This is a genomic window from Nostoc sp. UHCC 0870 (genome assembly GCF_022063185.1).
In the GTDB taxonomy this organism is placed as follows: Bacteria; Cyanobacteriota; Cyanobacteriia; order Cyanobacteriales; family Nostocaceae; genus Trichormus.
Window position 1 is genome coordinate 3,037,843 of the sequence record NZ_CP091913.1, and the last position, 22,850, is coordinate 3,060,692.

The window sequence follows — 22,850 nt, forward strand, 5'->3', positions numbered from 1 at the left end:
GCGAAAATATTGCAACGTAGTCATGAGACTGATAGCGTCACGCACCAACTATCGACTGTGAAACTTGCGTAAGTCCTGATAAGTTAATCTAGCGGCAAAGATATTACGACAGTTTAAATGTTGTGAACGACAGCTTATTGATTCATAAATGCGCTTAAAGTGTCGTAACGACAACTTTAATATTTCTCATGACTGATAGAACTTTCACTAACAACGGTGCGATGTTGTGCGCTGATGTTTAGTTTTACATCGAAAATATCCCCATTTTGACAAAATCAGGAAAGTTGTACAGTAAACTTGTATAAAATCTCCGTATTAACCCTTATTGACGCAGTTATGCCGCCAGACTATTCGGGTCAAAATTTGCGAGGTCGTTCATTTGAAGGTCAAGATTTGACTGGGACTAATTTTAGTAAAGCAGATATTCGAGGGGCTAATTTTAGCAAGGCGATTCTCAAAGAAGCTAATTTCACAGGTGCTAAAGCTGGACTACAAAAACGTTGGACTGTTGGGTTGCTTATAGCCTCATGGCTGCTGTCAGCAATATCAGGTATTTTCTCGATTTTTCTGGGCATATTAGCAGAATATATTTCTGATACCAGCCAAACTGAAAACTTTATTACAGGAATACTCAGCTTAATTATTCTTATAGTTTTTTGTATTGTAACTGTTCGTAAAGGTTTAACAGCAGGTTTTGGAGCCGTAGCCGTAGCCGGAGCCTTCGCCGGAGCCGGAGCCTTCGCCGGAGCCTTCGCCGGAGCCGGAGCCGGAGCCGGAGCCGTAGCCGTAGCCGTAGCCTTCACATTATTTAGTGCTTATATTGGCTGGCGTAGTTTAGCTGGAAATGAAAAAGATGCTTGGGTTCGCTCATTTGCCATTACTTTTGCCGCAACAGGCGGTACAAGTTTCTTTGGTGCTAATTTAACTTATGCTGACTTTACTGGTGCAATTCTCAAAAATACAGATTTCAGAACAGCTAATCTAACACGCACTCGTTTTTATGAAGCGAAAAAACTAGACCTTGCTAGAGTAGACGATTCAATATTAGCTAAACGAGATATTCTCAATTTGCTAGTTAGTTGTAATGGTAGAAATAAAAAATATCCTGGCGCAAATCTCAAAGGCGCAAACCTCACAGGCGCAGATTTAAAAGAAGCTAATCTTAAAGACACTGATATTACTGAAGCCACATTTGCAGGTGCTTGTTTAGAGTGGGCAAATCTAACTCTAGCTCAAGCTGTAGGTACTGATTTCACTCGCTCTCAAATGACTGGTGCTTGTGTAGAAGCTTGGAATATTGAAAGCACAACTAAATTAGATCATGTCGATTGTCGCTTTATCTATCTTCTAGAAAATCCCCATACTGGAACTGATGATAGAGAACGCCGTCCCAGTAGTGGCGACTTTCAAACAGGAGAATTTACCAAACTATTTGAAGAAGTATTAAACACTGTCGATTTAATTTTCCGTAACGGTATCGACTGGAAGGCTTTTGTTGCTTCCTTCAAAAAAGTGCAAGCAGAAAATGAAGACACAGATTTAGCTATCCAGAGTATTGCTAATAAAGGGGATGGCGTAGTTGTAGTTAAAGTTAACGTCCCTGATGGAACTGATAAAGAAAAGATTCATAGTGATTTTATGCAAAATTATCAGTTAGCCTTGCAAGCTGTGGAGGAAAAATATAAAGCACAACTGCAAGCTAAAGATAATGAAATAGTCATCTATCGCCAAAAAAGTGCAGAGATGAAAGAGATTATTGGTTTATTAGCAAATAAGCCAATTAATGTTCAAGTTGATAATAAAGTAGAAGCTAAAAACATGACTAACAGTAATGATTACAGCCGTAAATTTGAAAATAGCGGTACTTTAAATAACAGTGGTCAAATTAATTTAGGTGAAATTAGCGGTACGGTGACAAATACTATTAATGCGTTACCATCTGCGTCTGAAACTGAAAAGCCGGGAATTAAGGAATTATTGACGCAATTAAAAGCGGCGATTGAAGCGGAAAAAGATTTATCTGAGGAAGATAAGGCGGAAGCTTTAGAACAAGTGCAAGCGTTAGCGGAAGCGGGTAAAAATCCCCAAGCTGAACTGCATCAGAAGGGGGCGAAAACTGCGATGAAGATTTTGAAAGGGACAATTACTGGTTTACCTGCGACGGCTACATTAGTTGAGGCTGTTAGTAAATTGTTGCCGTTGATTTCTAAGTTTTTGGGCTTGGGTTGAGTGTAACTCAATAGATAATTTGGTGATTTTAGATGAATTAGAAGAACCTCTCCCCAAACCCCTCTCCGACGCGGAGAGGGGCTTTAACCCACATTTCTCACACACAGTAGGGGCGGGTTTACAGATATGCTCGAATCATTCACGAATATTCCGCTCAACCCGCCCCTACGGATTCTGTGTCTTAGATTTAACCTTGGTGGCGTGGTGCGTTGAAGGCTTCCCAGCCGGCTTTTAGTGCGTGTTGTAGACGGGTATTAAAGTCTACAACCTCTTTCATCATTAAGTGCCAGTTTCTTTCTGCTTCTTCTTGAAATACTACCCAGAAATATTCTAGGCGATCGCTCTCAATGATTTTTTCTTTTTCAATGGTTTCCCTTGCTTTGCGAACCGCTTTTAAGTAAGTCTCACGGGTGAGAGTTCCGGCTGATTCGGCTTCCGCTTGGGCGCGTCTCCTGAGTGCTTCAATTAGTGCTTTGGTTTCGCGCTTCAATTCATCAGATTCGCCAGCCATTTCGGTTTCTACAAGTTCGTCAGTTTGTGAGCTAATTTCTACTACTATTGTAGATTCAACGATTTCGACAGATTCGATGTTGTCATTATTCATGGTTGAAACATCCTTTGAGTCAAAAGTCAACAGTCATTATTCATTCACACTTACACCCCATTCCCTACTACCTACTCCCGGCAATTTGTTGTTCTAATTTCAGCAATTGTTCAACTCGTGCTTCAGTAGCTGGGTGACTGGAGAACAAGTTACCAAGAAACTGTCCAGAGATGGGATTGATAATTAATAGTGGTTCAAAAGCGGGGTTAGCATCTAAAGGTAGTTGTCGTGCAGTGGCTTCTAATCTTTGTAATGCACGAGCTAAGGCGCGGGGATTACCTGTTAATCTAGCAGAACCTGCATCAGCAGAAAACTCTCTTGTGCGGGATATTGCTAACTGAATAATTGTGGCAGCTATGGGGGCTAGAACAACAGTTAATAATACTCCTAAAGGATTACCCCTTTCGTTATCTCGTCCACCTCCACCACCAAACCATAAGCTATAACTCAGCATCTGCGCTAAGAAAGAAATTGCACCGGCAACGGTAGCAGCAACGGCTTGGGTTAAGGTGTCACGGTTAATAATGTGAGTCAATTCATGAGCAATTACACCTTCTAGCTCATCCTCTGGCAAGATATTTAAAATACCTTCAGTCACAGCTACAGCCGCGTGTTCTGGATCTCTTCCTGTGGCGAAGGCATTAGCAGTTTGGCTGGGGATTATATAAACTCCTGGTGTGGGAATATTAGCACGTTGTGACAATCGCTCTACCATGCGATATAGTCCTGGTGCTTGGCTTTCACTTACAGGCTGGGCGCGGTAAACAGCTAGGGCAATTTTGTCTGATTGATACCAAGAAAATAAATTAGTGACTGCTGCTAATCCAATACCTATAATTACGCCGCTAGTACCACCAATTACCCAATAACTAATAGCAATTAATAAGCCACTGAGGGCAGCAAGTAAAGCAAGTGTTTTGAATTGATTTCCCATTTTTATGCTCTCCTGCTTATGCTGTCTTGATTTTTTACAAGAACATTGCTTGGTTATAGGGAGCATCCCAAAACGCAGAGGGGCGCGGAGGTTTTATTTGAGCCATCTGTGTTTTATTCAAAGAATTGGGATGCTCTCAAGTTGTACTTTGATTGTATCTATCTCATCAGGGATTTATCAGGTAGAAATTGTGTCCCAATATAAGTACGGTTTTCACTATCAAATGGGAAATAGGTACAAGAACCCCACCCCCAACCCCCTCCCCGCTTGCGGGGAGGGGGCTATGATATACTTCATGTGATTAGGAAATGCTATATGTTTTGGTATTTATTAATATTCATTTTTAGTTGTTTTTTTGCAGAATATTTTTTTTGCTTATTTAACAATTAAATATTAAATAATTTTATCGTAAATTCAATGGTTTAAGACCCCTACGTCTACACGTAGTATCAGTTGAGTTGGGGTTTAAATCCCCGACTCCAACTGTCTTTAATTTTGAATTTTGAATTTTGAATTTTGAATTGTTAATGCTCTGCTAGCAATTGCTGTACTTGGCTAGAGGTCATTTGTTCAACTTGCTCTATTAGTGCTGTCAATGCTTCTGTATCATCAGTAATTGACGATTGATTTTCAATGATAATTTTGGCTATTCCAGCAACAGTGGGTGATTCAAATAAAAATTGTCGCATGGGTAATTCTACTTGAAATTCTTCCCGGAGTTGGGAAACTGCTTGAATTGCTAACAGGGAATGTCCTCCTAATTCAAAGAAGTTATCATTAACCCCAATAGGTGCGATTCCCAATAAATTCTCCATTACTTGGGTGACTCTGGTTTCAATTTCATTGCTGGGAGGAACGTAGGTAGCGGCAATTTGGGGACGGGCGTGGCTGGTTGTAGATGTATTATTTTCTGGTGGCTGGGATTGTTGGCGAGATTCTAAGTCTACGGGGGAAACGGTGATTTGTGCTGCTATAGGTTGGGCGAGAATGCGTTCTGTGACTTGCCAAACTTCTTGGGGAGTCATTGCCAAATCTATGAGGGCTGCACCTGTGGGAGTGGTGATTTCTGCTAAACTGACGGCATCCCAGTTGATACTAAGCCAAGGGGTGTGACTGTTTTGACTACGTTGTGAAGCGATCGCATCCATAAAGCAGTTTGCCCCCGCATACGCCGCAAATCCTATACCACCAACGACAGCCGAGAGAGAAGATTGCAATAGGAAGAAGTCTAGGGGTTGATTTTGAAGTGCTGTTTCTAACGCCAGTAGACCGTGAATTTTGGTATGGAATTGTTTTTCACACTCTGGGATAGTGAGATTGCGAATTAGACAACTAGCGCGATCGCCCATTACGCCAGCATGAATCACACCGTTGATTTTACCAAATCGCGTGAGGGCTTGAGCGATCGCCTCTTCCACTTGGGTAATCTCTGCTAAGTCAACACTGGTAAATAAAAATTCACACCCTTGAGCCTGTAAACCTTGCAGTTGTTGAATACAATGGCTTACAGCGTCTTGACGACCATGGGTAGCCAGCCAATTATCCCATTCTTTTGGTTGCGGTAAATCTGAGCGTCCCAGAAACACTAATTTTGCATTTACTGTTGCTGTGAGGAACTTGGCATAAATTAACCCTAAACCTTCCACTAAATCCCCAGCAATCAGGTATGCACCCCCTGTAATTAGGGGTAATTGGGTGGGTTCGGGGAGAGAAATTGGTTGAAATTCTTGTATCCAGCGAGTTTTCCCCCGATAAGCAACACCCCTCCCCAACCCTCCCCTTACTAAGGGGAGGGTGTCCGATAGGACGGGTGGGGTGGTGATTTCCCTAACTATTTGCTGGAAGTTAATGTCAGAAATGGACACATCAATATGTTGACAAGTCAAATTCGGGTATTCTTGGGAAATTACCTTTACTAAACCCAGAATCGTGGCATTATCAGGGTTAAGATTTTCATTGCCCAAAACATTCTGTACTTGCTGAGTCAGTACATAAATTAATAGGGTTGAGGAAGATAAAGCCTGAGTGAGCCAAAGTAAACTGTAAAAGCCCAGATTTTGCTGTTGTTGAAAATCTGTGCGCTCTTGGAGAGTCCAGGAATGTATAATTACATCAGGTAAATTGCCATCTGTTTGTAATTGTAACCACAGTGTTTTGTAGTCTTCAGGGTTATGAGGTGCAATTCTATAATTATCACCTTCTTGAGTAAATCCCTCTCCCGGTTTGACAGTGACTACTTCCTGTCCCGTTTCCTGAAGATGTTGTACTAATTGTTCCCCAACATTCCCAGCATGGCAAAATACCAAATATCGCTGTTTATTTAGCGTTGCAGCAGAACGCAACAGGGGTTTTTGTCTCCAAGAGGGCAAATAAAACCAATTTGAGATTTCTTCCTGCTTCTGGAGCGTTTTAGAGGTAGTAGAGGTAGTTTCTGGTAAGGTATCCCTTTCCACCCAATAGCGTTGACGTTCAAAGGGGTATGTTGGGAGGGGTAATCGTCGGCGTTGTTGTTCGGTGTAAAATTCTGACCAGTTCACAGTCACACCCCGCAGCCAAAGTTGTCCCAAAGTTTTGCAAATCAAAGCTATATCAGATTGGGTATCTTGGGGATGTCGTCCAGATGATAAAGTTAGGGGTGCGTTGGGAAACTGTCTAATAATGGTACTTAAAGTTTGACCAAAACCGACCTCTACAAAAATCTGATTGGGTGTTTGTTGGAGTTGGGTAATTCCCTCAGCAAATAATACTGGTTGACGTAAATGGGTAGCCCAGTAATTGGGGTTTGTAGCTTGTTCTGGAGTTATCCAAGTTCCCGTAACGTTGGAAATGAAGGGAATTTGTGGCGGATGGAGGGGAATATTGTGTAATATTTGCGTTAAGGGAGCGATCGCTGTTTCCATCAAAGGCGAATGGAAAGCATGGGAAGTGTGTAACCGCCGATGAGCAATATTTTGATGTACTAAAAGTTTTTCTAGTAGAGTAATTGCTGCTTCCGTCCCCGATACGACGCATAACTGAGGTGCGTTATGGACAGCAATAACTAAATCATCTGTCAAAAACGGTTGCAGTTTCTCAGGCGCAAGGGAAACCGAAAGCATCACTCCCGATGGACATTGTTGCATCATTTTTCCGCGCTGTGCCACTATCGCCAAAGCATCAGCTAAGGTGAAAACACCCGCCAAAGTTGCAGCCACATATTCCCCGATGCTGTGACCAATCATAGCCTGTGGCTGGATACCATAAGATAACCAGAGTTTAGCTAGGGCGTACTCTACAACAAATAGAGCAGGTTGGGCGTAGGTGGTTTGGGTGATGGGGACTGGGGACTGGGGACTGGGTGAATTTTCGTTGTCCTGTTTAAAGAGGATGGAGCGCAAATCTAAGCCTAAATGTGGTAGTAATAATTCACAGCAATGGTCAATTTCTTTGCGGAAAACTGGTTCGGTGTTGTAGAGTTCTTGTCCCATATTCACATATTGACTACCCTGTCCAGGAAACATAAATACTAGACTGGGTTCGCTGTTTTCTGGGGAATGACTCAAAAGCTGGGAAGTATTAACTCCTGTGAGTATTTCGATTGCTTGGGCGGAAGTTTGACAAACTAAGCAGCGACGATGAGTAAATGCTCTCCTACCGATTTGCAGAGTATAAGCCACATCTGCAAGGTCTAATTCTGGATGCTTTTGTAAATGTGTAGCCAGATTAATTGTTGCTTGCTCAAGTGCTTTTTCACTTTTAGCCGAAAGTACCAACACTTGATAATCTCTCCCCTGCTCCCCTGCTCCCCTGCTCCCCTGCTTAAAAACAGGTGCTTCTTCTAAAATGGCATGAGCATTAGTTCCACCCATCCCAAAGGAACTAACTCCAGCCCTTCTGGGATATTCATGATTTGCCCAAGCTTTCAATTGAGTATTCACCAAAAATGGACTATTAACAAAATCAATTTGGGGATTCGCCATAGTAAAATTTAAACTAGGGGGAATTTGTTTGTATTTGAGAGCAAGGGCAGTTTTAATTAAACCACTGATACCCGCAGCTGCATCCAAATGACCGATATTAGTTTTGACTGAACCAATAGCACAGAATTGTTTTTTATTAGTATGTGGTGAAAATGCCTTAGTCAAAGCCGCAATTTCAATAGGATCACCTAAAGTTGTTCCTGTTCCGTGGGTTTCAATATATTGAATTGTTTCTGGATTTATCTTGGCTTTTGCTAAAGCAGCAGTTATGGTCTTTGCTTGTCCGGTGACACTGGGTGCAGTTAAACCTACCTTTTGCGAACCATCATTATTAATTGCCGTTGCTTTGATAATTGCATAAATATGGTCGCCGTCCTTAATAGCATCCCGTAGTCTTTTCAAAACAACAATTCCTACACCATTACCGAAGACTGTACCTTTAGCATTGACATCAAAAGCCCGACAATAACCATCTGGAGAAAGTACACCATCCTCTTGATAAAAATAACCTGTTTTTTCCCCAGAACCGATAGACACACCGCCAGCTAGTGCCATATCGCATTCTTTATTTAATAAACTTTGACAAGCAATATGTACACTTACCAAAGAAGTAGAACAACCAGTTTGAACACCACAACTCGCCCCTGTGAGATTCAATTTATAGGAGACGCGAGTAGGCATTAAACCCATAACATTGCTGATGACGACTTGAGTGCGATCGCTATTTTCTCGATAATGGGAATTATTCGATAAATTCACCAAATAACTATTCAGTGCAGCCCCACCATACACAGCAATATTACCCGAATACTGCTCCGAATCATAGCCAGCATTCTCTAAAGCTTCCCAAGCACATTCTAAAAACAATCGATGCTGAGGATCAAGAACTTCCGCTTCTCTAGGAGAATAGCCAAAAAACGCTGCATCAAACTCATCAATTCCCGCCAAACTAGCATAAGCCCGCACATAATTCTGTTTTTCTAAATCCTCCGCTTTTACCCCATTTGCTAATAACTCTTCATCACTTAAAAACTCAATCGAGTTAACACCATTCTTCAAATTATCCCAAAAATCATCAACATTTCTAGCCCCCGGAAACCGCCCCGACATCCCAACAATAGCAACTTCCTCAGACCTTTCTAATTCCACCGCTTCTAACTTAATCCGAGCCTCCTTAAGTGCCGCCAAAATACGCTCAGATGCAGGGTAATTTTTAATATCATCAATAGAATAATTCATAATCTTTCTCCCCTTAAAAATCTCTAATACTTTGCGCCTTTGCGCCTTTGCGCGAAACAATCTTCCAAATTCTCAGGATTAATAAACTGACAACGACTACGAGCAAAAGCATCTAAAACATCAACAGCACAACTACGCTCAAATCTTAAACTACCAGCCTCCTCCCCACCGAACTTTTGACAAACTGCTCGATGAGACTTAGCCAGATAAAGATAAGCATCAACAAACGCTTGATGTTCAGCCTTTAATTCTGTTGGTAAATTAGCAAAATGAGGTCGTAACTGTTTCCAAACTTTAATCAAAACTGAATGTTCCCAAGACATCAACCCACTAAAATCATGAGATTTAACATGAGGAGGCATCATCGAAGGACGAATTTCTGCTTCATATAATTCTGGACTTAAGCTACCTGCTAATTCCATTGATGCACCAGAAGCTAACATTAATTTTGTAGCTGTTTTTAACTCTGTTCGTGCTTGTTGTAAATTTCCATCTATTAATTCTAAATCAAAGCGACGCAAACAAATAATTAATCCTTGAATATTGATAAAAAATGCCCAATGGAAACCTTGCCAAATTTCCTGGGGTGTGAGTTTTAACATGACTCTAAGTTAAGTTGAAATACTCTGTCTAAAAGATAGACATAATTTTTAAAGCCTTCTCTTTGTAGTTCAATTTGAGTAATATCTAGAATTAAATTGTCTTGTTGGAGATACAAGAAGGTTTGACAAGCTGATAATAAACCTTTGACTAAGCACAATTCTGGTTCATTGCTTTGGACGTGTTGGACATGAAAGTAGGTGTCAAAGTCTTCTATTTTCCAGTATTTTAATGTTGTTTTTGTGGAGATGGTTTCTAGGGGGAACACATCATATATTTCTATTTCAGCTATTGCGGTTTCAATTGTGTTTATGGCTGGTTCAATATCGGTTTGGGTTAATGCTGTTAATAGTTCTGTGAGGATTTTTTTGAGCTTAATTTGGGTAGGTGGGGTTAGCTGTTGTTTGATGGGGAGTTCTGCGGGGTTTAAGAGTTCTAGGAGCATATTTTGTTAACGCAGAGGGGCGCGGAGGGAAACGCGGAGGTGCGCGGAGATTTTAGGAGGGGAGGGAGAATTTTAAGGTTTGGTGGCAGAATTGTTGCCATTCGGGGGTGATATTGTTGAAGATGATGTTTTCATCTACATAAATTCCGGTTGTTACTACATAATTTTCTTGGAGATATAAGACGCTTTCTTCTGTTAGTTGATTTTCGGTAGTTTCTTGCCATTTGGGATATTGGCGGAGTTGTTCTAATAGGTAAGCTTTGCAATATGTTCCGATTTGGGGCATGGTTTTATTTCTGTTTCTGATGTGAATGAGAATCAGGACTAAAGTCCTTACTACGAACTAAATTAATTGTTAATAAATCCTTCGTTGCGTAATTCGTTAATACTCTCGATAAAGGCTTGTTTGATGAGGTTAATATCCTCGTCTGTGTGTGCGGTGGAAAGAAATCCGCCTTTGTCTCCTTGGCGCAGATGTATTCCTCTTTCGATGAGGTGATAAGAGAGTAAATTCATCGCCATTGGGGGAACTGCGCTTTGGGAGGCTGCTATAGCAAAAAATGACCCAAAGCTAGTAAACTTGATGGCTATGCCCTGTTGTGTCATGTGAGCATTTAAATCGTTGACAAGTTGCGTAGTCCGTTGATTTAACTCTTCGTGTAATGCAATACCTTCTGTTTTGAGATGTTGTAAGGTGGCGCGGGCGGCGGCGAGGGCGAGGGGATGTTTGCAAAATGTCCCTGCAAAGAAGGTTGTGGGAACTTGGGGCGCGGAATCATCTCCAAATTGCCATTGTCCACCATCTATGTAGTTCATGTAACTAGCTTTGCCAGCAATTACGGAAAGTGGTAGCCCACCTCCAACGATTTTGCTATAGGTGGCAATGTCGGCTTTTACACCAAAGTGGGCTTGCGCTCCTCCGGGGTGGATGCGAAAACCTGTCACCATTTCATCGAAAATTAGGGCTATCCCTAGTTCTTGGGTGATTTGTCGTAGTTGGTGCAAAAATTCGCGGGGTTGGAGTTCGGGAAAACGGCTTTGTACTGGTTCTACTAAGACGGCGGCGAGTTCTCGGCGGTGTTTGCGAATCAGCTTTAAGGAATGTTCGTTACCGTATTCTAAAATCAGCACGTCAGCAGCTGCACTCTTTGGTATTCCTGGGGCTGCGGGTACGGCTTTGGGGTTGAGGTTGGCTGTAAAAAGGGCTTGAATTGGTTGGGCTAGTCTACCGAGGAGGCTACCAGATTTGGCGGCGATGACGCGACGGGCGGCTTTTTTGGCATATTCTGTCATTGTTGCCCTTACAAGTACAGAGTCAAAGTGTCCGTGGTAGGAGTTGGTGAAAATCGCTATTTTTGGGCGTTTTGTGGCGGTACGGGCGATACGCACGGCTGTCATGACTGCTTCTGTACCTGTGTTGCTAAAGGTGACTCGTTCTGCACCTGTTAGTTCGCTGATGAGTTGGGCTACTTCGCCAGCTATTGCATTTTGGACACCGATGTGCATTCCTCGTTGTAGTTGTTCGGTGATGGCTGTTTGGATGAATGGGGGGTTATGTCCAAATAGGTTGATTCCTAGTCCCATGAGGATGTCTATGTATTCGTTTCCATCGACATCCCACAGGCGAGAAGCGTTGGATTTTTCGATGGCGATGGGGTAGCAGAGTTCTTTGGTTTCTGGCGTGAAGTTGAAGCCTATTGAGGTTTTATCTGCTAGTATTTGGCGATTTTTTTGGGCTAGGTTTTTGGAGGTTTGGGTGCGTTTGGTGTAGTTTTGGATGAAGTTTTTTAGGTAGTTTTGTTGGGGGGTTGTTTGGGGTTTTTGTGTGGTGGTCATGGGTGATTTTTAGCTCGCGCAAAGGCGCAAAGACGCAAATAAAGAAAGGTTAGATGTTTATGGGTTTACGACAGAGGAAGTAGGCTGATTGTCTATCGTCTATTGTGGGGTTTCCTTCTAGGGTGAGGATTTGAATGTCGGTGAAGCCTGTTTGTTGTAGGGCTATTTCGATTTCTTGGGGGATATGTCCTCTGACAAAATATTTTTCGTCCATTCTTTGCCAGTTTTTTTCTTTGGTTTGAAATGCTGATAGGAGTTTTATACGGATTCTATATAAAAGTCTGTGGTTTAATATTGGGGAAAATAAGTGCCAAATTGTTTTTAGTATTGGCGCGGATGATGGTTTGGTTTTTTTCTGAAACATGGTGACTTGAAAGTAGCCTTTACGTTCTTCGGGGTTGTAGTTTGGTGTCACCATCCAGGCGTATTTATTTTCTATTTCTCCTTCGGCAATTTTTCCTCTCCACCAGCGTTGCATTTGTTGATGATGGTTGATGTCAAAGAGAAACCAGCCGTTTTGTTTGAGGGCTGAATATACTTTTTGAAAGACTTGCTGAAGTTCGGGAATTGTCATTATGTGGTTGAGGGCTGCGCTTGTGGAAAATGCTGCGTCGAAGGATGGGGGAAGTTCAAAGTGACGCGCATCTGCTAGGAGAAATTCTCCGTTGGGGGCGTTCTGACGGGCATAATTTAACATTTGGGTGGAGTTATCTATGCCTGTTATTTGATATCCTCTATTAATTAATATTTGTACTAGTTGTCCTGTTCCACAGCATAAGTCTAAGATTTTGGCGTTTGGTTTTATTTGGGGGAGAAGGATTTTTTCTAGGGGTTTTAGTTGGTTTTGGCAATATTCTGGCCCCATTGTTTGGTTATATAGCCAAGCCCAGGTGTCGTATTCTGTATGGTTTGGGGTGTTTGATATCATTGTTTTTATTCACGCAGAGGCGCAGAGGCGCAGAGAAGGTTTATGAGGGGAGTTTTGTTTTAATCCAGTTTTGTTGGATGAGGTGGGAGAGGTAGGTTTGAATTAGGGTTTCGTTGATGGTTGGTGGGGGGATTAGTTGATTGAGCAAATTTTGGGTTTTACTGTTGTCGAATTGTAGTTTTTTGTTGGTTGGTATTTCGCTGGTGGTTCTGTTTCTCGGTAATAGGGGGATTAGGGGATATAAGATGTGTTTTGGGGAGTTTTGGGCTATTTCTAAGATTTGGTTACGCCATTGATGATATGAGGTTTTATCAATTTCAATGCCGATTTTTTTTAGTTGTTCAAATACTATGTCTGAGGAGATGGGTTTGGGTTGGATGATATGGAATATTCGTTGGGTGGATGGGATTTTTGATAGTTCAACAATGGCTTGAGAAACATAATCTACTGGTAAGATTTCTAATGGCATTGGTGTATCTGGAATACTGCCTAATTGGACGTAACCTAACAGAAGTTTGTAGAGGAAATCGTTTTGATTAAATGCTCCGGTTTTACTATCTCCTGATACTGCTCCTAATCGGTAGATGTTGACTGGTATTCCTCGGTTTATAGCGTTTATAGCTAGTTTTTCTGATGCCCATTTACTCTGAGAATAACCACCAATAGGTATACCATAATCATCTAAGTTAGCATCTTCTGTCACCTGGGAATTACTATTATTATTGGCTGCAAAAATACTGGTTGAGGAAATTAAATGTACTGGTTTGAGTTTGCTCTGGCTGGCTAGTCGGAAAATTTCCTGTGTACCTAAAACATTTGCAGATTTTAAGCGGTTGTAAGGTTCTGTGTGATTTACTCGCGCTCCGTTATGATAAATTACGTCTATCTGGTTGGCTAGGTTTTGAAATTCTAGTTCAGATAGTCCTAGCTTTGGTTGGGTTAAGTCGCCTACTATGGGAATAATTCTTTCTAGATATGAGCTATCCCAAATTTGGTAATCTTTTAAGGTTTTGATGATTCTTTGGGTTGCGGTTTCAAGATTTTCGGATTTGATTAAACAATAAACTGATGCTGTTGTTTTGTTTAGTAATTCTCTTAGTAGAAATGCCCCGATAAATCCGGTTGCACCTGTTAATAATAATGAGGAATATGAGGAAGGTAAGGAAGATGGGGAAGGAGGATTAATTGTCGGGTCAAGGGTTGTTTCTTGTTCCCAATCTATTTCTACTTTTGGTTGTTGACAATTGTGTATAAATTCGATGATTTCTGCTTTGCGTTCTTGTAATTGAACTTTTAAATTCTGGGTTAAAACTCCTTTGGGAGCGTTACATCTAAGTTTGGGTGTGCTATCAGTATCTTCTAGCCAAATCCGAATATCTAAACGCTGCAATTCTGAAAGTAATGATTGAATTGAAGATACCCCTCCCCAACCCTCCCCTTGTAAAGGGGGAGTTTTAATATTCGCTAGGATAAATGATGGTTGAGAGTTGGGTGTTAAATAGATTTCTTCACAACCATAGAGGCGTTTACTGAGAATTTCTTGGCTATGACAATATTCGATGAGTTTGTTAGATTCAATTATGGCCTGCGATTCTGCGGTATATATAATTGAGGTGATGAATGTCAGCCACGGTTCTTGTCCCATTGCATAGACGTATACTTGCTGGGGATGGAGTTGTTGCACTAGGGCGATCGCTCTGCTACTATCAGAACCATCTAAGCGTCGTGTTTTGGCTATCTTTCGCGGTACTTGATTGGTTAATAATGCCCCATAAGCCCATGTATAAGGCGCACCTTCGCATTCCATCCCAATAAATAGTACGTCTATATCCCCAAAAATTTGCTGTAGGTGGCTGTACAATTGGGGTTCAATATTATTAGAATCGGCTGCACATAAGATTGAACGTCCTTTAAGATTTACTAAATACGCTGCTTTCGCACCTATATTTAAATCTCCATGTTCTCCTAAAAATGGCAATGCGGTGATATATCCTTCAGTTAGATTAATTACTTCTAATTCGTCAATTTCTCGGATATCCGCAAAACCAATTTGTTGCAGCATCAATTTTAGGGAAGGGTCTATTAATATTCCCTTATTGCTTTTAGGAACGACCACTGTTTTAATTTTGTGGCGTAACTGCAACAGTGTTTCTAACATTACATGGTCTTGGTGATTATGGGTGAGGAGAACGTAATCAATCACCGGGGGTAGATTTTCGTAGGTGTAGCGATTTATCCCCGAATCATGGGGATAACTAATGATGGGGTCACAGAGAATACTGACTGATTCGGTTTGAATTAAAACACAAGCATGACCAAAGTAGCGAACGCGTACAGCTTCCCCTGTGTAGTCGGGTTCTGGGTTGGGGGGTGTGGTGGTGAAAAATTCGGCAAAGATTGATTCTTGGTGGGGTTGAATTTGCAGGGTTTCTTGAATGTCGTTGTAGGGTTGGGGAGTGTGACGCATTTGGAAAAGTTGGTCAAGACGGCGATCGCTAAATGCTATTTTTAGATGTATACTCTGGTCATCTTCTAAACGCGGTGTACTTAAAACAAAAGCGCGTTTATCCCCGTCACCCAAGTACAAATTTACCGATTGATTGGCACGATTATAATATGGACTGCGATATAGTAGCCCTTCAATGAAGCGAATCGAGGGGTGATTGTTACTATCCTGTACCATTTCTACGTAACCCCGTAGTGGTTTGGGAATTTGACTATACAAAGGTTCTAAAGAATAACCCTGGGGGTGTGCAGCTAAGAGTTTTTCTAAATCTTCAATTGCTTGCGCTAGTTCTAGCATTTGCGCTTGCTGCTTCTGTGTTGTTTCCAGTAATACCCGAATATCCTCAACTTGACTGGGATTATGGTTGATGAAGGGGCTACCAGTCATCGCCGGATTTTTCAAAGCATCATGGTGTAACTGTGGCGCAGCAATGAATGATTGCATAATTGGTACATGAGAATTAGCAATGTACATTGCGGCTGTAGCGGGAGAAATTAGGTAAGACCAGGCGTACCACTGATTAATTAGGGGTTCAATGATGACATTGGGTTTGAGATATAGCGGTTGGTTCATGGTTAAATTTCAAACTCCTCTCGTTCATCATCGGCGGTATCAGATATTACTAAAATTTCTGCCTTTAGTTGTCGTTGCAAAATGCGTTCCGCCATACCTGCTACTGTTGGTGCATCAAACAAATCCATAACAGTCAGTTCGACTTGAAACACTTGCAAAGCTTGGGCGATTAATTGAGTGGCGATGAGAGAATGTCCCCCCAATTCAAAAAAGTCATCGTGAATACTCACCTTTTCTAACTTGAGTATCCGGGCGTATATATCGGCTAATTGCGCTTCGATTTCTGTACGGGGGGCGATAAATTCAGCGTTTGCTAGGACTTGTTCGGGTGCGGGGAGTGCATGGGTGTCTATTTTCCCATTGGGTGTCAGGGGTAAATTTTCCAGTAAAACAAACGCTGACGGGACAAGGTATTCTGGTAATTTCTCTCGCATGAAGGTGCGGAGAGATTGGGGACTGGGTAAATTCTCCCTCCCCTGCTCCCCTGCTCCCCTGCTCCCCTGCTCCCTTCCTTCCTCATTGGGAATGACGTAGGCGACTAAACGCTTTTCTCCTGGTTTGTCTTCGCGGACAATTACTACTCCCGCACGTACCCCAGGATGTTGACATAATACGGTTTCCACTTCTTGCGGTTCAATGCGAAAACCGCGAATTTTGACTTGGTTATCAACTCTCCCTAAAAGTCTGATACGACCATCAGGTAAGTAACAAGCTAAGTCACCGGTTTTATAGAGACGAGACCCCTCCCCTACCCTCCCCTTACTAAGGCGGGTGGGGTGATTAAATGGATTAGGTATAAATCTTTGTGCTGTTAAATCTGGGCGATTTAGATAACCTCGCGCTAAACCTATTCCACCAATGTAGAGTTCACCAATTACGCCGATGGGGACGGGTTGTAAATAATTATCTAATATATATAGTTGTTTGTTGGCACTGGGGCGAATGGTGGGAAGTAAAGGATGACCGTTTCCACAAAGTACCATGCTGGCGTTGACTGTAACTTCGGTTGGGCCGTAAGCATTGATAAAACGTCTTCCTTGTGACCATTTGGCGATTAATTCGGGGGATGGTGCTTCACCTCCTACCAGTACCATTCGCAGATGTGGTAAGTCTGCTGAGGGGAGTAGGGATAGGGCTGAGGGGGTGATAGTTATATGAGTAACTGCGTTTTCTCGTAGCAGTTGGAGTAAAGTTTCTCCTGGTAGTAAAGATTCTGATTTGGCTAGACAAAGTTTTGCACCGCTTCCCAAAGCCATGATGATTTCGGGGATGGAAGCATCAAAGCTGAGTGAGAAAAATTGCAGTACACAATCACCGGGATGAACATCACAAACTTGTATTTTATGTTGTGTGAGGTTGGTTAAGCCGATGTGGGGAATTAACACTCCTTTCGGTTTACCAGTAGAACCGGAGGTGTAAATTAAATAAGCTAAATTTTCTGGTTTAACTTCACTTTCTGGGTTTTCTATACTGCATTGGGAAATTGTTTCCCAGTCGGTGTCTAGGTAAATTATTTCGTAGCTTGAGGAAGTGGCAACTTTCAGGCTGATTTCTGTTAGTAAAATCGGAACTTGGGAATCAGCCAACATATACCCCAGGCGTTCTGGGGGATAATTTGGGTCGAGGGGGAGATATGCGCCACCAGCTTTGAGGATACCAAGTAAAGCGATGATCATTAATGGGGAACGCTCTACACATAATCCCACAATTACCTCTGGTTTGACTCCTTTTTGTTTGAGGTAATGAGCAACTTGATTACTTTTTTGATTGAGTTCTTTATAAGTAAGGTACTCAACAACTACTCCCTCGCCTTTATAAGCTTCGGTGTATGCACCTGTTCTCGAATTACCCCACCCTAACCCTCCCCTTGTAAAGGGGAGGGAACTAGATTTTTCGTTTTCCCCCCTTAGAAAGGGGGGATTAAGGGGGGTATAAACAACCGCTACTGCATCGGGTGTCTTTTCTACCTGCGCTGCAAATAAGTCTTGAAAGGTTAAATGACTGGGAAATTCTACTTGGGTTTGATTCCAATCAATGAGAATGGTTTGCTTTTCTTTATCTGTCAGTAATGGTAATTCGGAAATCCGTTTTTCTGGATTCTCAACAATCGCCGTCAATAGAGTTTGAAAATGTCCTACCATTCGGTTAATTGTCTCTGGTGCAAACAAATCTCGGTTATATTCAAATGCACCTAAAAAACCTGTTGATGTCTCGTACATATCCAAACTTAAATCTAGTTTGGCACTTGCTTCTGTCCGATTTACAGGTGTGAGAGTTAATCCTGGTAATTCTAATTTTTCTGTAGGGGCATTTTCTAACCGAAATTTTACCTGAAATAGAGGGTTAAAACTTAAATCTCTTTCCGGTTGCAGAACTTCTACTAATTTCTCAAAAGGTATATCCTGATGATCATAAGCTTGCCAAGCGGTGGTTCTTAGCTGCTGTAATAATTCCTGAAAACTGGGATTATCTGCTAAATTTGTCCGCAATACTAATGTGTTGACAAAAAAGCCAATTAAACCTTCGATTTCCCGGCGATAGCGATTAGCTACGGGAGTACCAACGAGTATATCTGTTTGTCCGGTGTAGCGGTGCAGGAGAATTTTATAAGCCGTGAGGAGGGTAACAAAGGGAGTGATACCTGCATTTTTTGCGAGTTTGATAATGTCTTGACTCAACTGAGGAGAGAGAGAAAAAGACTCAATTGCACCCCGAAATGTTTGTACTCTTCCACGGGGGTAGTCGGTGGGTAATTGTAATACTGGAAGAATACCGCCTAATTGTTGTCGCCAATAGTCTAGTTGAGTTTCTAAAACTTCTCCTTGTAACCATTGTCTCTGCCAAACTGCAAAATCAACGTACTGAATCGCTAACTCTGGTAAGGGTGACAGTTGATTGGCACTAAAAGCAGTATAAAGGGTTGCCAACTCCTTAACTAAAATTTCCATTGACCAACCATCAGATATGATGTGGTGCATGGTAAATAAAACTACGTTTTCATCTTTAGCTAGTTGGAGAATTTTCACGCGCAATAATACATCCGTGGCTAAATCAAAAGGTGTCTGTGCTTCTTTTAAAGCCAGGTGACGGACTTCTTCATCTTGTTCTATGGGGTTAAAATTTTGTAAATCAATAACAGTTAGGGGAAGGGTGACACTCGGCTGAATGTGTACAACCGGATTCCCATCTACAGTTTTGAAGTTTGTGCGTAGTAGCTCATGACGTTGGATAATTGTATTTAGCGATCGCTCCAACACTGCAACATCCAAAATCCCCGTCAATCTGACTGCTGTCGGTAAATTATAAGTATAACTGTCGGGTTGTAGTTGTTCTAAAAACCACAATCTTTGTTGAGCAAAAGACAGAGGTAGGTTGCTGTTGCGTGCTGCTGGGGTAATTGCTTGTGTATAATTTGTAGATGACTTAGCTTGACGTAAAAAGTTGATGATTTCAGATTTGCGCGATCGCAATTCTACACTAAGTTCATCCGTCAGCACATCTTCAGGAATACTACACCGCAAATTAGCATCTTCTATCCACAGTTTGGCATCCAGGCTGTAAAGGTGTGCCAGAAACTTTTCTATTGTCTTCATAGCGAAATCTCCTTACGACCTGGTTGACTAGATGGAGTAGTTTGCATCTGTTGGATACTCTGTTGCAAAATTTCAATCAGTTCTGCAAGTCCAGCAATTGTTGGTTTTTCAAACACACTATGTAGTGGTAAATCCAATTGAAAAGCTTCCCTCAACCGCGATGTCACCCGAATTGCTGAGAGGGAATTTCCCCCCAATTCAAAAAAGTTTTCATCTATTCCCACACTTTCTAACCGCAACACATCCGCCAAAATATTTGCAATCAGCGTTTCTGTAGAATTACGCGGTGCAATATATGCTTGATTAGCATGGCGTACAGTCTCAGGTTGAGGTAAAGCTTGACGATTGATTTTACCGTTGGGTAACAGAGGTAATTCTGATAACACCACAAACACAGACGGCAACATATACTCTGGTAATTGAGATATCAGAAATTTCTGTAATTCACTGGTGAAATCTGGCGACTCTGGGCTAGTTGATTTCCTCACAACATAAGCCACCAAACGCTGATTATCAGCTTGTTTCGAGTCCAACATCACCACCGCTTGCTGCACATCAGAATGTTGATTCAGTACCGCTTCAATCTCCCCTAACTCAATCCTTAAACCACGAATTTTCACCTGATTATCCAATCGACCCAAGTATTCCAAACTACCATCAGGCAAATAGCGGGCAAGGTCGCCTGTTTTATATAAAGTGCTGAGTTGTGAGTGCTGAGTGCTGAGTTGGGAGTTGAGAGTTGGAAGTGAGGAGTTGAGAGTTGGGTTATTTTTTTCCCCAGTCCCCATTCCCCCAATAAACCTTTCCGCCGTTAAATCTGGACGTTTCCAATAACCCCTTGCGACTCCTACACCACCGATGTAAATTTCACCTGGGACACCTAAAGGGACTGGTTCTAGATAATCATTTAAAAGGTAAATTTGTGTATTAGAAATAGGACGACCGATAGGTACTGTATGTAAATCATTTGTAGGTTGACATTCCCAGTATGTGACATCAATTGCTGCTTCTGTAGGGCCATATAAATTATGTAATTCTGCATCCAAACGCTGAAAAAAACGATTTTGAATTTCTATTGATAAAGCTTCACCACTACAAATTACCCGCTTTATACTGCGACAACGTTCAGTTAAATTTGGTGCTTCTAAAAACACTCCCAACATTGCCGGCACAAAGTGTAACGTAGTGATTTGCTGCTGTTCAATTATTTCTAATAAATAATCTGTATCTTGATGTCCTCCTGGTTTAGCTATTACTAAACAACCACCATTTAGTAATGTCCAGAAAAATTCCCACACCGAAACATCAAAACTAAACGGGGTTTTTTGTAAAACGGCTTCTCCTATCTGTAAACCATACTGTTGCTGCATCCAATACAACCGATTACTCACACCGCGATGAGTGTTAATTACTCCCTTGGGTGTGCCAGTAGAACCAGAAGTATAGATGATATAAATTGCATTATCAGGATTAATAGATGTAGTGAGAATATTGTCAGGTTGGTGGGCTATTTCTTGCCAATCTGTATCCAAACATAACCACAGAGTTTTACTCAAACCTTTGCTATTTGAAGCTTGGGGAGAGGTAAAACCCAGCAATTTTGCTAACAAACTTTCCTGAGTTAATACCACTGATACTTCAGTTTCATCAATAATATATGCCAACCTAGACTCAGGATAAGCGGGGTCAAGAGGAACATAACAACCCCCAGCTTTGATAATACCTAATATCCCAATCACCATTTCTAAGGAACGCTCAATATAAATCCCGACTGGTGTTTCCGCTTGTACACCCCAGGTTTGTAAATAATGAGCTAATTGATTAGCACGGTGATTTAATTCTTTATAGGTAAGTTGTTCTTCTCCAAACACCACAGCAATACTATCTGGTGTCCGTTCTACCTGGGTTTCAAATTGCTGATGAATAGATTCTATAGGATAATATGCTTCTGTTTGATTCCATTTGTGGATGGTTTCATACTCCTGATGAGTTAATAAGGGTATGTTCCCCACAGTTTGTTCTGGCTGACTCATTCCTAATAACAGGTTACAGAAATGCTCTAATAATTGAGTAATGGCATTATCTGTAAATCTATTGCGGTCATATTTTACTTTTAATGATATTTGATTCCCTACAGAAACCAGCATTGTTAAGGGAAAACTTGTCCATTCTAAAGATTGAATATCAGTAATATGTAAATCTTGATTTCCTGAAATTCCCGATGTATCAACGGGATAATTTTCAAACACTAAAATACTGTCAAATAATGAAGTCCCTGGTGCAAGTTCGCTCCATTCTTGAATCTCTAAGAGGGATGTATATTCATAGTCTAGAGCTTCTGCTTGTTGTGCTTGTAATTTTTGCAACCACTCAACTAAATTATCTGTCGGTGACACCTGCACCCGCACCGGCAAAGTGTTGATAAATAACCCCACCATCGACTCTACACCGGCTAAGGTGGCGGGTCGTCCTGATGAAGTTGCACCAAATACTACATCTGTGGTGTTGCAATAGCGACTTAATAATAAAGCAAATGCACCCTGTAAGAGCGTATTCAGGGTTAATTGCTGCTGTTTTGCCCATTGTTGCAGAGAAGCTGTTTGATTAGGCGTAAGGCTGCGGCTTTGTTCTTGGGGGGTGATGTTCTCGCTTTTACCCCTTCCTAACCCTCCCCTTGTAAATGGGAAGGAAGAAGTTGGTGTGGTGAATCCTGCAAGTTGCTTTTTCCAGAATGTTTTAGCGGCGATTTTATCTTGTTGTTGTAACCAGGCGATGTAGTCACCGTAGGGGCGGGAATTAGGATAGTAAGATGGGGAATTATAATAATTTTGAAATACTTCTCTTATTACTAATGCTGATGACCAGCCATCAAGAATTAAATGATGTTGTGTCCAAATAAGAATATGTTTAATTACTGATAATTGAATGAGAGTAAAACGCATTAGGGGAGGCTGTTTGATGTCGAAAATGAAAATGCGATCGCTCTCTAAAAACTTTTCTAATTCTACTGTCTGTTCCGCCTCGGATATTGTCTGCCAATCTAACAATTTCCAAGGAATTTCTACTTGGCGAAATACAACTTGAAAGGGTTTATCTCGCTGTTCCCAATAAAAGGCTGTGCGTAAGGCTGGATGGTTAATTACAACCTGATTCCATGCTGTTTGTAAGGTGTTTGTATCTAGTTTTCCTTCGAGGTGCAAGCAAACCTGTGGGACATATACGCCTGCTTGCGGGGTTAGCAAGGTATGAAACAGCATTCCCTGCTGCATGGGAGATAGGGGATAGATATTTTCTATATTTTTGCGTTTATCCACAGGTTGCATGATTTTTAGTTTTGATGTTGTGATGCAAGTATTTATTGGTTTCGCGCATTCGCCCTTGGCGTTCCCGCAGGGTAGGCGCAA

At 41.6% G+C, this 22,850-nt stretch carries 12 protein-coding genes; 1 reads left to right on the plus strand and 11 read right to left on the minus strand.

The window, feature by feature from the left end; genetic code table 11:
* Positions 1-336: 336 nt before the first annotated feature.
* A complete protein-coding gene (locus L6494_RS13145; RefSeq protein WP_237995560.1) occupies positions 337-2,229 on the plus strand; it encodes a pentapeptide repeat-containing protein in 1,893 nt (630 codons plus the stop codon).
* A gap of 187 nt (positions 2,230-2,416) precedes the next feature.
* On the opposite strand, the gene L6494_RS13150 is transcribed toward L6494_RS13145, so the two are convergent.
* The 11 genes from L6494_RS13150 to L6494_RS13200 all read right to left on the minus strand — a co-directional run bounded on the left by L6494_RS13150 (position 2,417) and on the right by L6494_RS13200 (position 22,769).
* Complete coding sequence (locus L6494_RS13150) at positions 2,417-2,833, minus strand: hypothetical protein (protein ID WP_237995562.1); 417 nt, start codon at positions 2,831-2,833, stop codon at positions 2,417-2,419.
* A 67-nt stretch (positions 2,834-2,900) separates the two neighbouring features.
* Positions 2,901-3,767, minus strand: a complete 867-nt coding sequence (locus L6494_RS13155) for a zinc metalloprotease HtpX (protein ID WP_237995564.1) — start codon at positions 3,765-3,767, stop codon at positions 2,901-2,903.
* Between the two features lie 524 nt (positions 3,768-4,291).
* Positions 4,292-8,965 carry a type I polyketide synthase gene (locus L6494_RS13160; RefSeq protein ID WP_237995566.1) on the minus strand — a complete coding sequence of 1,558 codons (4,674 nt, stop codon included), beginning with the start codon at positions 8,963-8,965 and terminating at the stop codon, positions 4,292-4,294.
* 23 nt (positions 8,966-8,988) lie between these two features.
* Positions 8,989-9,567 carry a siderophore biosynthesis protein gene (locus tag L6494_RS13165; RefSeq protein ID WP_237995568.1) on the minus strand — a complete coding sequence of 193 codons (579 nt, stop codon included), beginning with the start codon at positions 9,565-9,567 and terminating at the stop codon, positions 8,989-8,991.
* Positions 9,561-10,010 carry a hypothetical protein gene (locus tag L6494_RS13170; protein ID WP_237995570.1) on the minus strand — a complete coding sequence of 150 codons (450 nt, stop codon included), beginning with the start codon at positions 10,008-10,010 and terminating at the stop codon, positions 9,561-9,563. The genes L6494_RS13165 and L6494_RS13170 overlap by 7 nt, the downstream gene beginning before the upstream one ends.
* Before the next feature lie 52 nt (positions 10,011-10,062).
* Entirely contained in the window at positions 10,063-10,296 is a 234-nt protein-coding gene (locus tag L6494_RS13175; RefSeq protein ID WP_237995572.1) for a hypothetical protein, read from the minus strand.
* 62 nt (positions 10,297-10,358) lie between these two features.
* Positions 10,359-11,846: an aspartate aminotransferase family protein gene (locus tag L6494_RS13180; RefSeq protein WP_237995574.1), complete on the minus strand. Its 1,488-nt coding sequence runs from the start codon at positions 11,844-11,846 to the stop codon at positions 10,359-10,361.
* 49 nt (positions 11,847-11,895) lie between these two features.
* On the minus strand, positions 11,896-12,774 hold the full coding sequence (locus L6494_RS13185; protein WP_237995576.1) for a class I SAM-dependent methyltransferase: 879 nt from the start codon (positions 12,772-12,774) through the stop codon (positions 11,896-11,898).
* 40 nt (positions 12,775-12,814) lie between these two features.
* The gene (locus L6494_RS13190; RefSeq protein WP_237995578.1) at positions 12,815-15,853 is read right to left on the minus strand and encodes a thioester reductase domain-containing protein; all 3,039 of its coding nucleotides are present in this window, start codon (positions 15,851-15,853) and stop codon (positions 12,815-12,817) included.
* Between the two features lie 2 nt (positions 15,854-15,855).
* Positions 15,856-19,446, minus strand: coding sequence for a non-ribosomal peptide synthetase (locus L6494_RS13195; RefSeq protein WP_237995580.1), 3,591 nt, complete (start codon positions 19,444-19,446; stop codon positions 15,856-15,858).
* Positions 19,443-22,769 (minus strand): amino acid adenylation domain-containing protein, encoded by a 3,327-nt coding sequence (locus tag L6494_RS13200; protein WP_237995582.1) that lies wholly within the window; start codon positions 22,767-22,769, stop codon positions 19,443-19,445. Before L6494_RS13200 ends, L6494_RS13195 begins: the two co-directional genes overlap by 4 nt.
* Between the last annotated feature and the right edge of the window lie 81 nt (positions 22,770-22,850).

What these genes read in the sequence shown, in the direction of transcription:
- L6494_RS13145 (WP_237995560.1), top strand. Translation starts at nt 337, where the DNA reads ATGCCGCCAGACTATTCGGGTCAAAATTTGCGAGGTCGTTCATTTGAA.
- L6494_RS13150 (WP_237995562.1), bottom strand. Translation starts at nt 2,833, where the DNA reads ATGAATAATGACAACATCGAATCTGTCGAAATCGTTGAATCTACAATA.
- L6494_RS13155 (WP_237995564.1), bottom strand. Translation starts at nt 3,767, where the DNA reads ATGGGAAATCAATTCAAAACACTTGCTTTACTTGCTGCCCTCAGTGGC.
- L6494_RS13160 (WP_237995566.1), bottom strand. Translation starts at nt 8,965, where the DNA reads ATGAATTATTCTATTGATGATATTAAAAATTACCCTGCATCTGAGCGT.
- L6494_RS13165 (WP_237995568.1), bottom strand. Translation starts at nt 9,567, where the DNA reads ATGTTAAAACTCACACCCCAGGAAATTTGGCAAGGTTTCCATTGGGCA.
- L6494_RS13170 (WP_237995570.1), bottom strand. Translation starts at nt 10,010, where the DNA reads ATGCTCCTAGAACTCTTAAACCCCGCAGAACTCCCCATCAAACAACAG.
- L6494_RS13175 (WP_237995572.1), bottom strand. Translation starts at nt 10,296, where the DNA reads ATGCCCCAAATCGGAACATATTGCAAAGCTTACCTATTAGAACAACTC.
- L6494_RS13180 (WP_237995574.1), bottom strand. Translation starts at nt 11,846, where the DNA reads ATGACCACCACACAAAAACCCCAAACAACCCCCCAACAAAACTACCTA.
- L6494_RS13185 (WP_237995576.1), bottom strand. Translation starts at nt 12,774, where the DNA reads ATGATATCAAACACCCCAAACCATACAGAATACGACACCTGGGCTTGG.
- L6494_RS13190 (WP_237995578.1), bottom strand. Translation starts at nt 15,853, where the DNA reads ATGAACCAACCGCTATATCTCAAACCCAATGTCATCATTGAACCCCTA.
- L6494_RS13195 (WP_237995580.1), bottom strand. Translation starts at nt 19,446, where the DNA reads ATGAAGACAATAGAAAAGTTTCTGGCACACCTTTACAGCCTGGATGCC.
- L6494_RS13200 (WP_237995582.1), bottom strand. Translation starts at nt 22,769, where the DNA reads ATGCAACCTGTGGATAAACGCAAAAATATAGAAAATATCTATCCCCTA.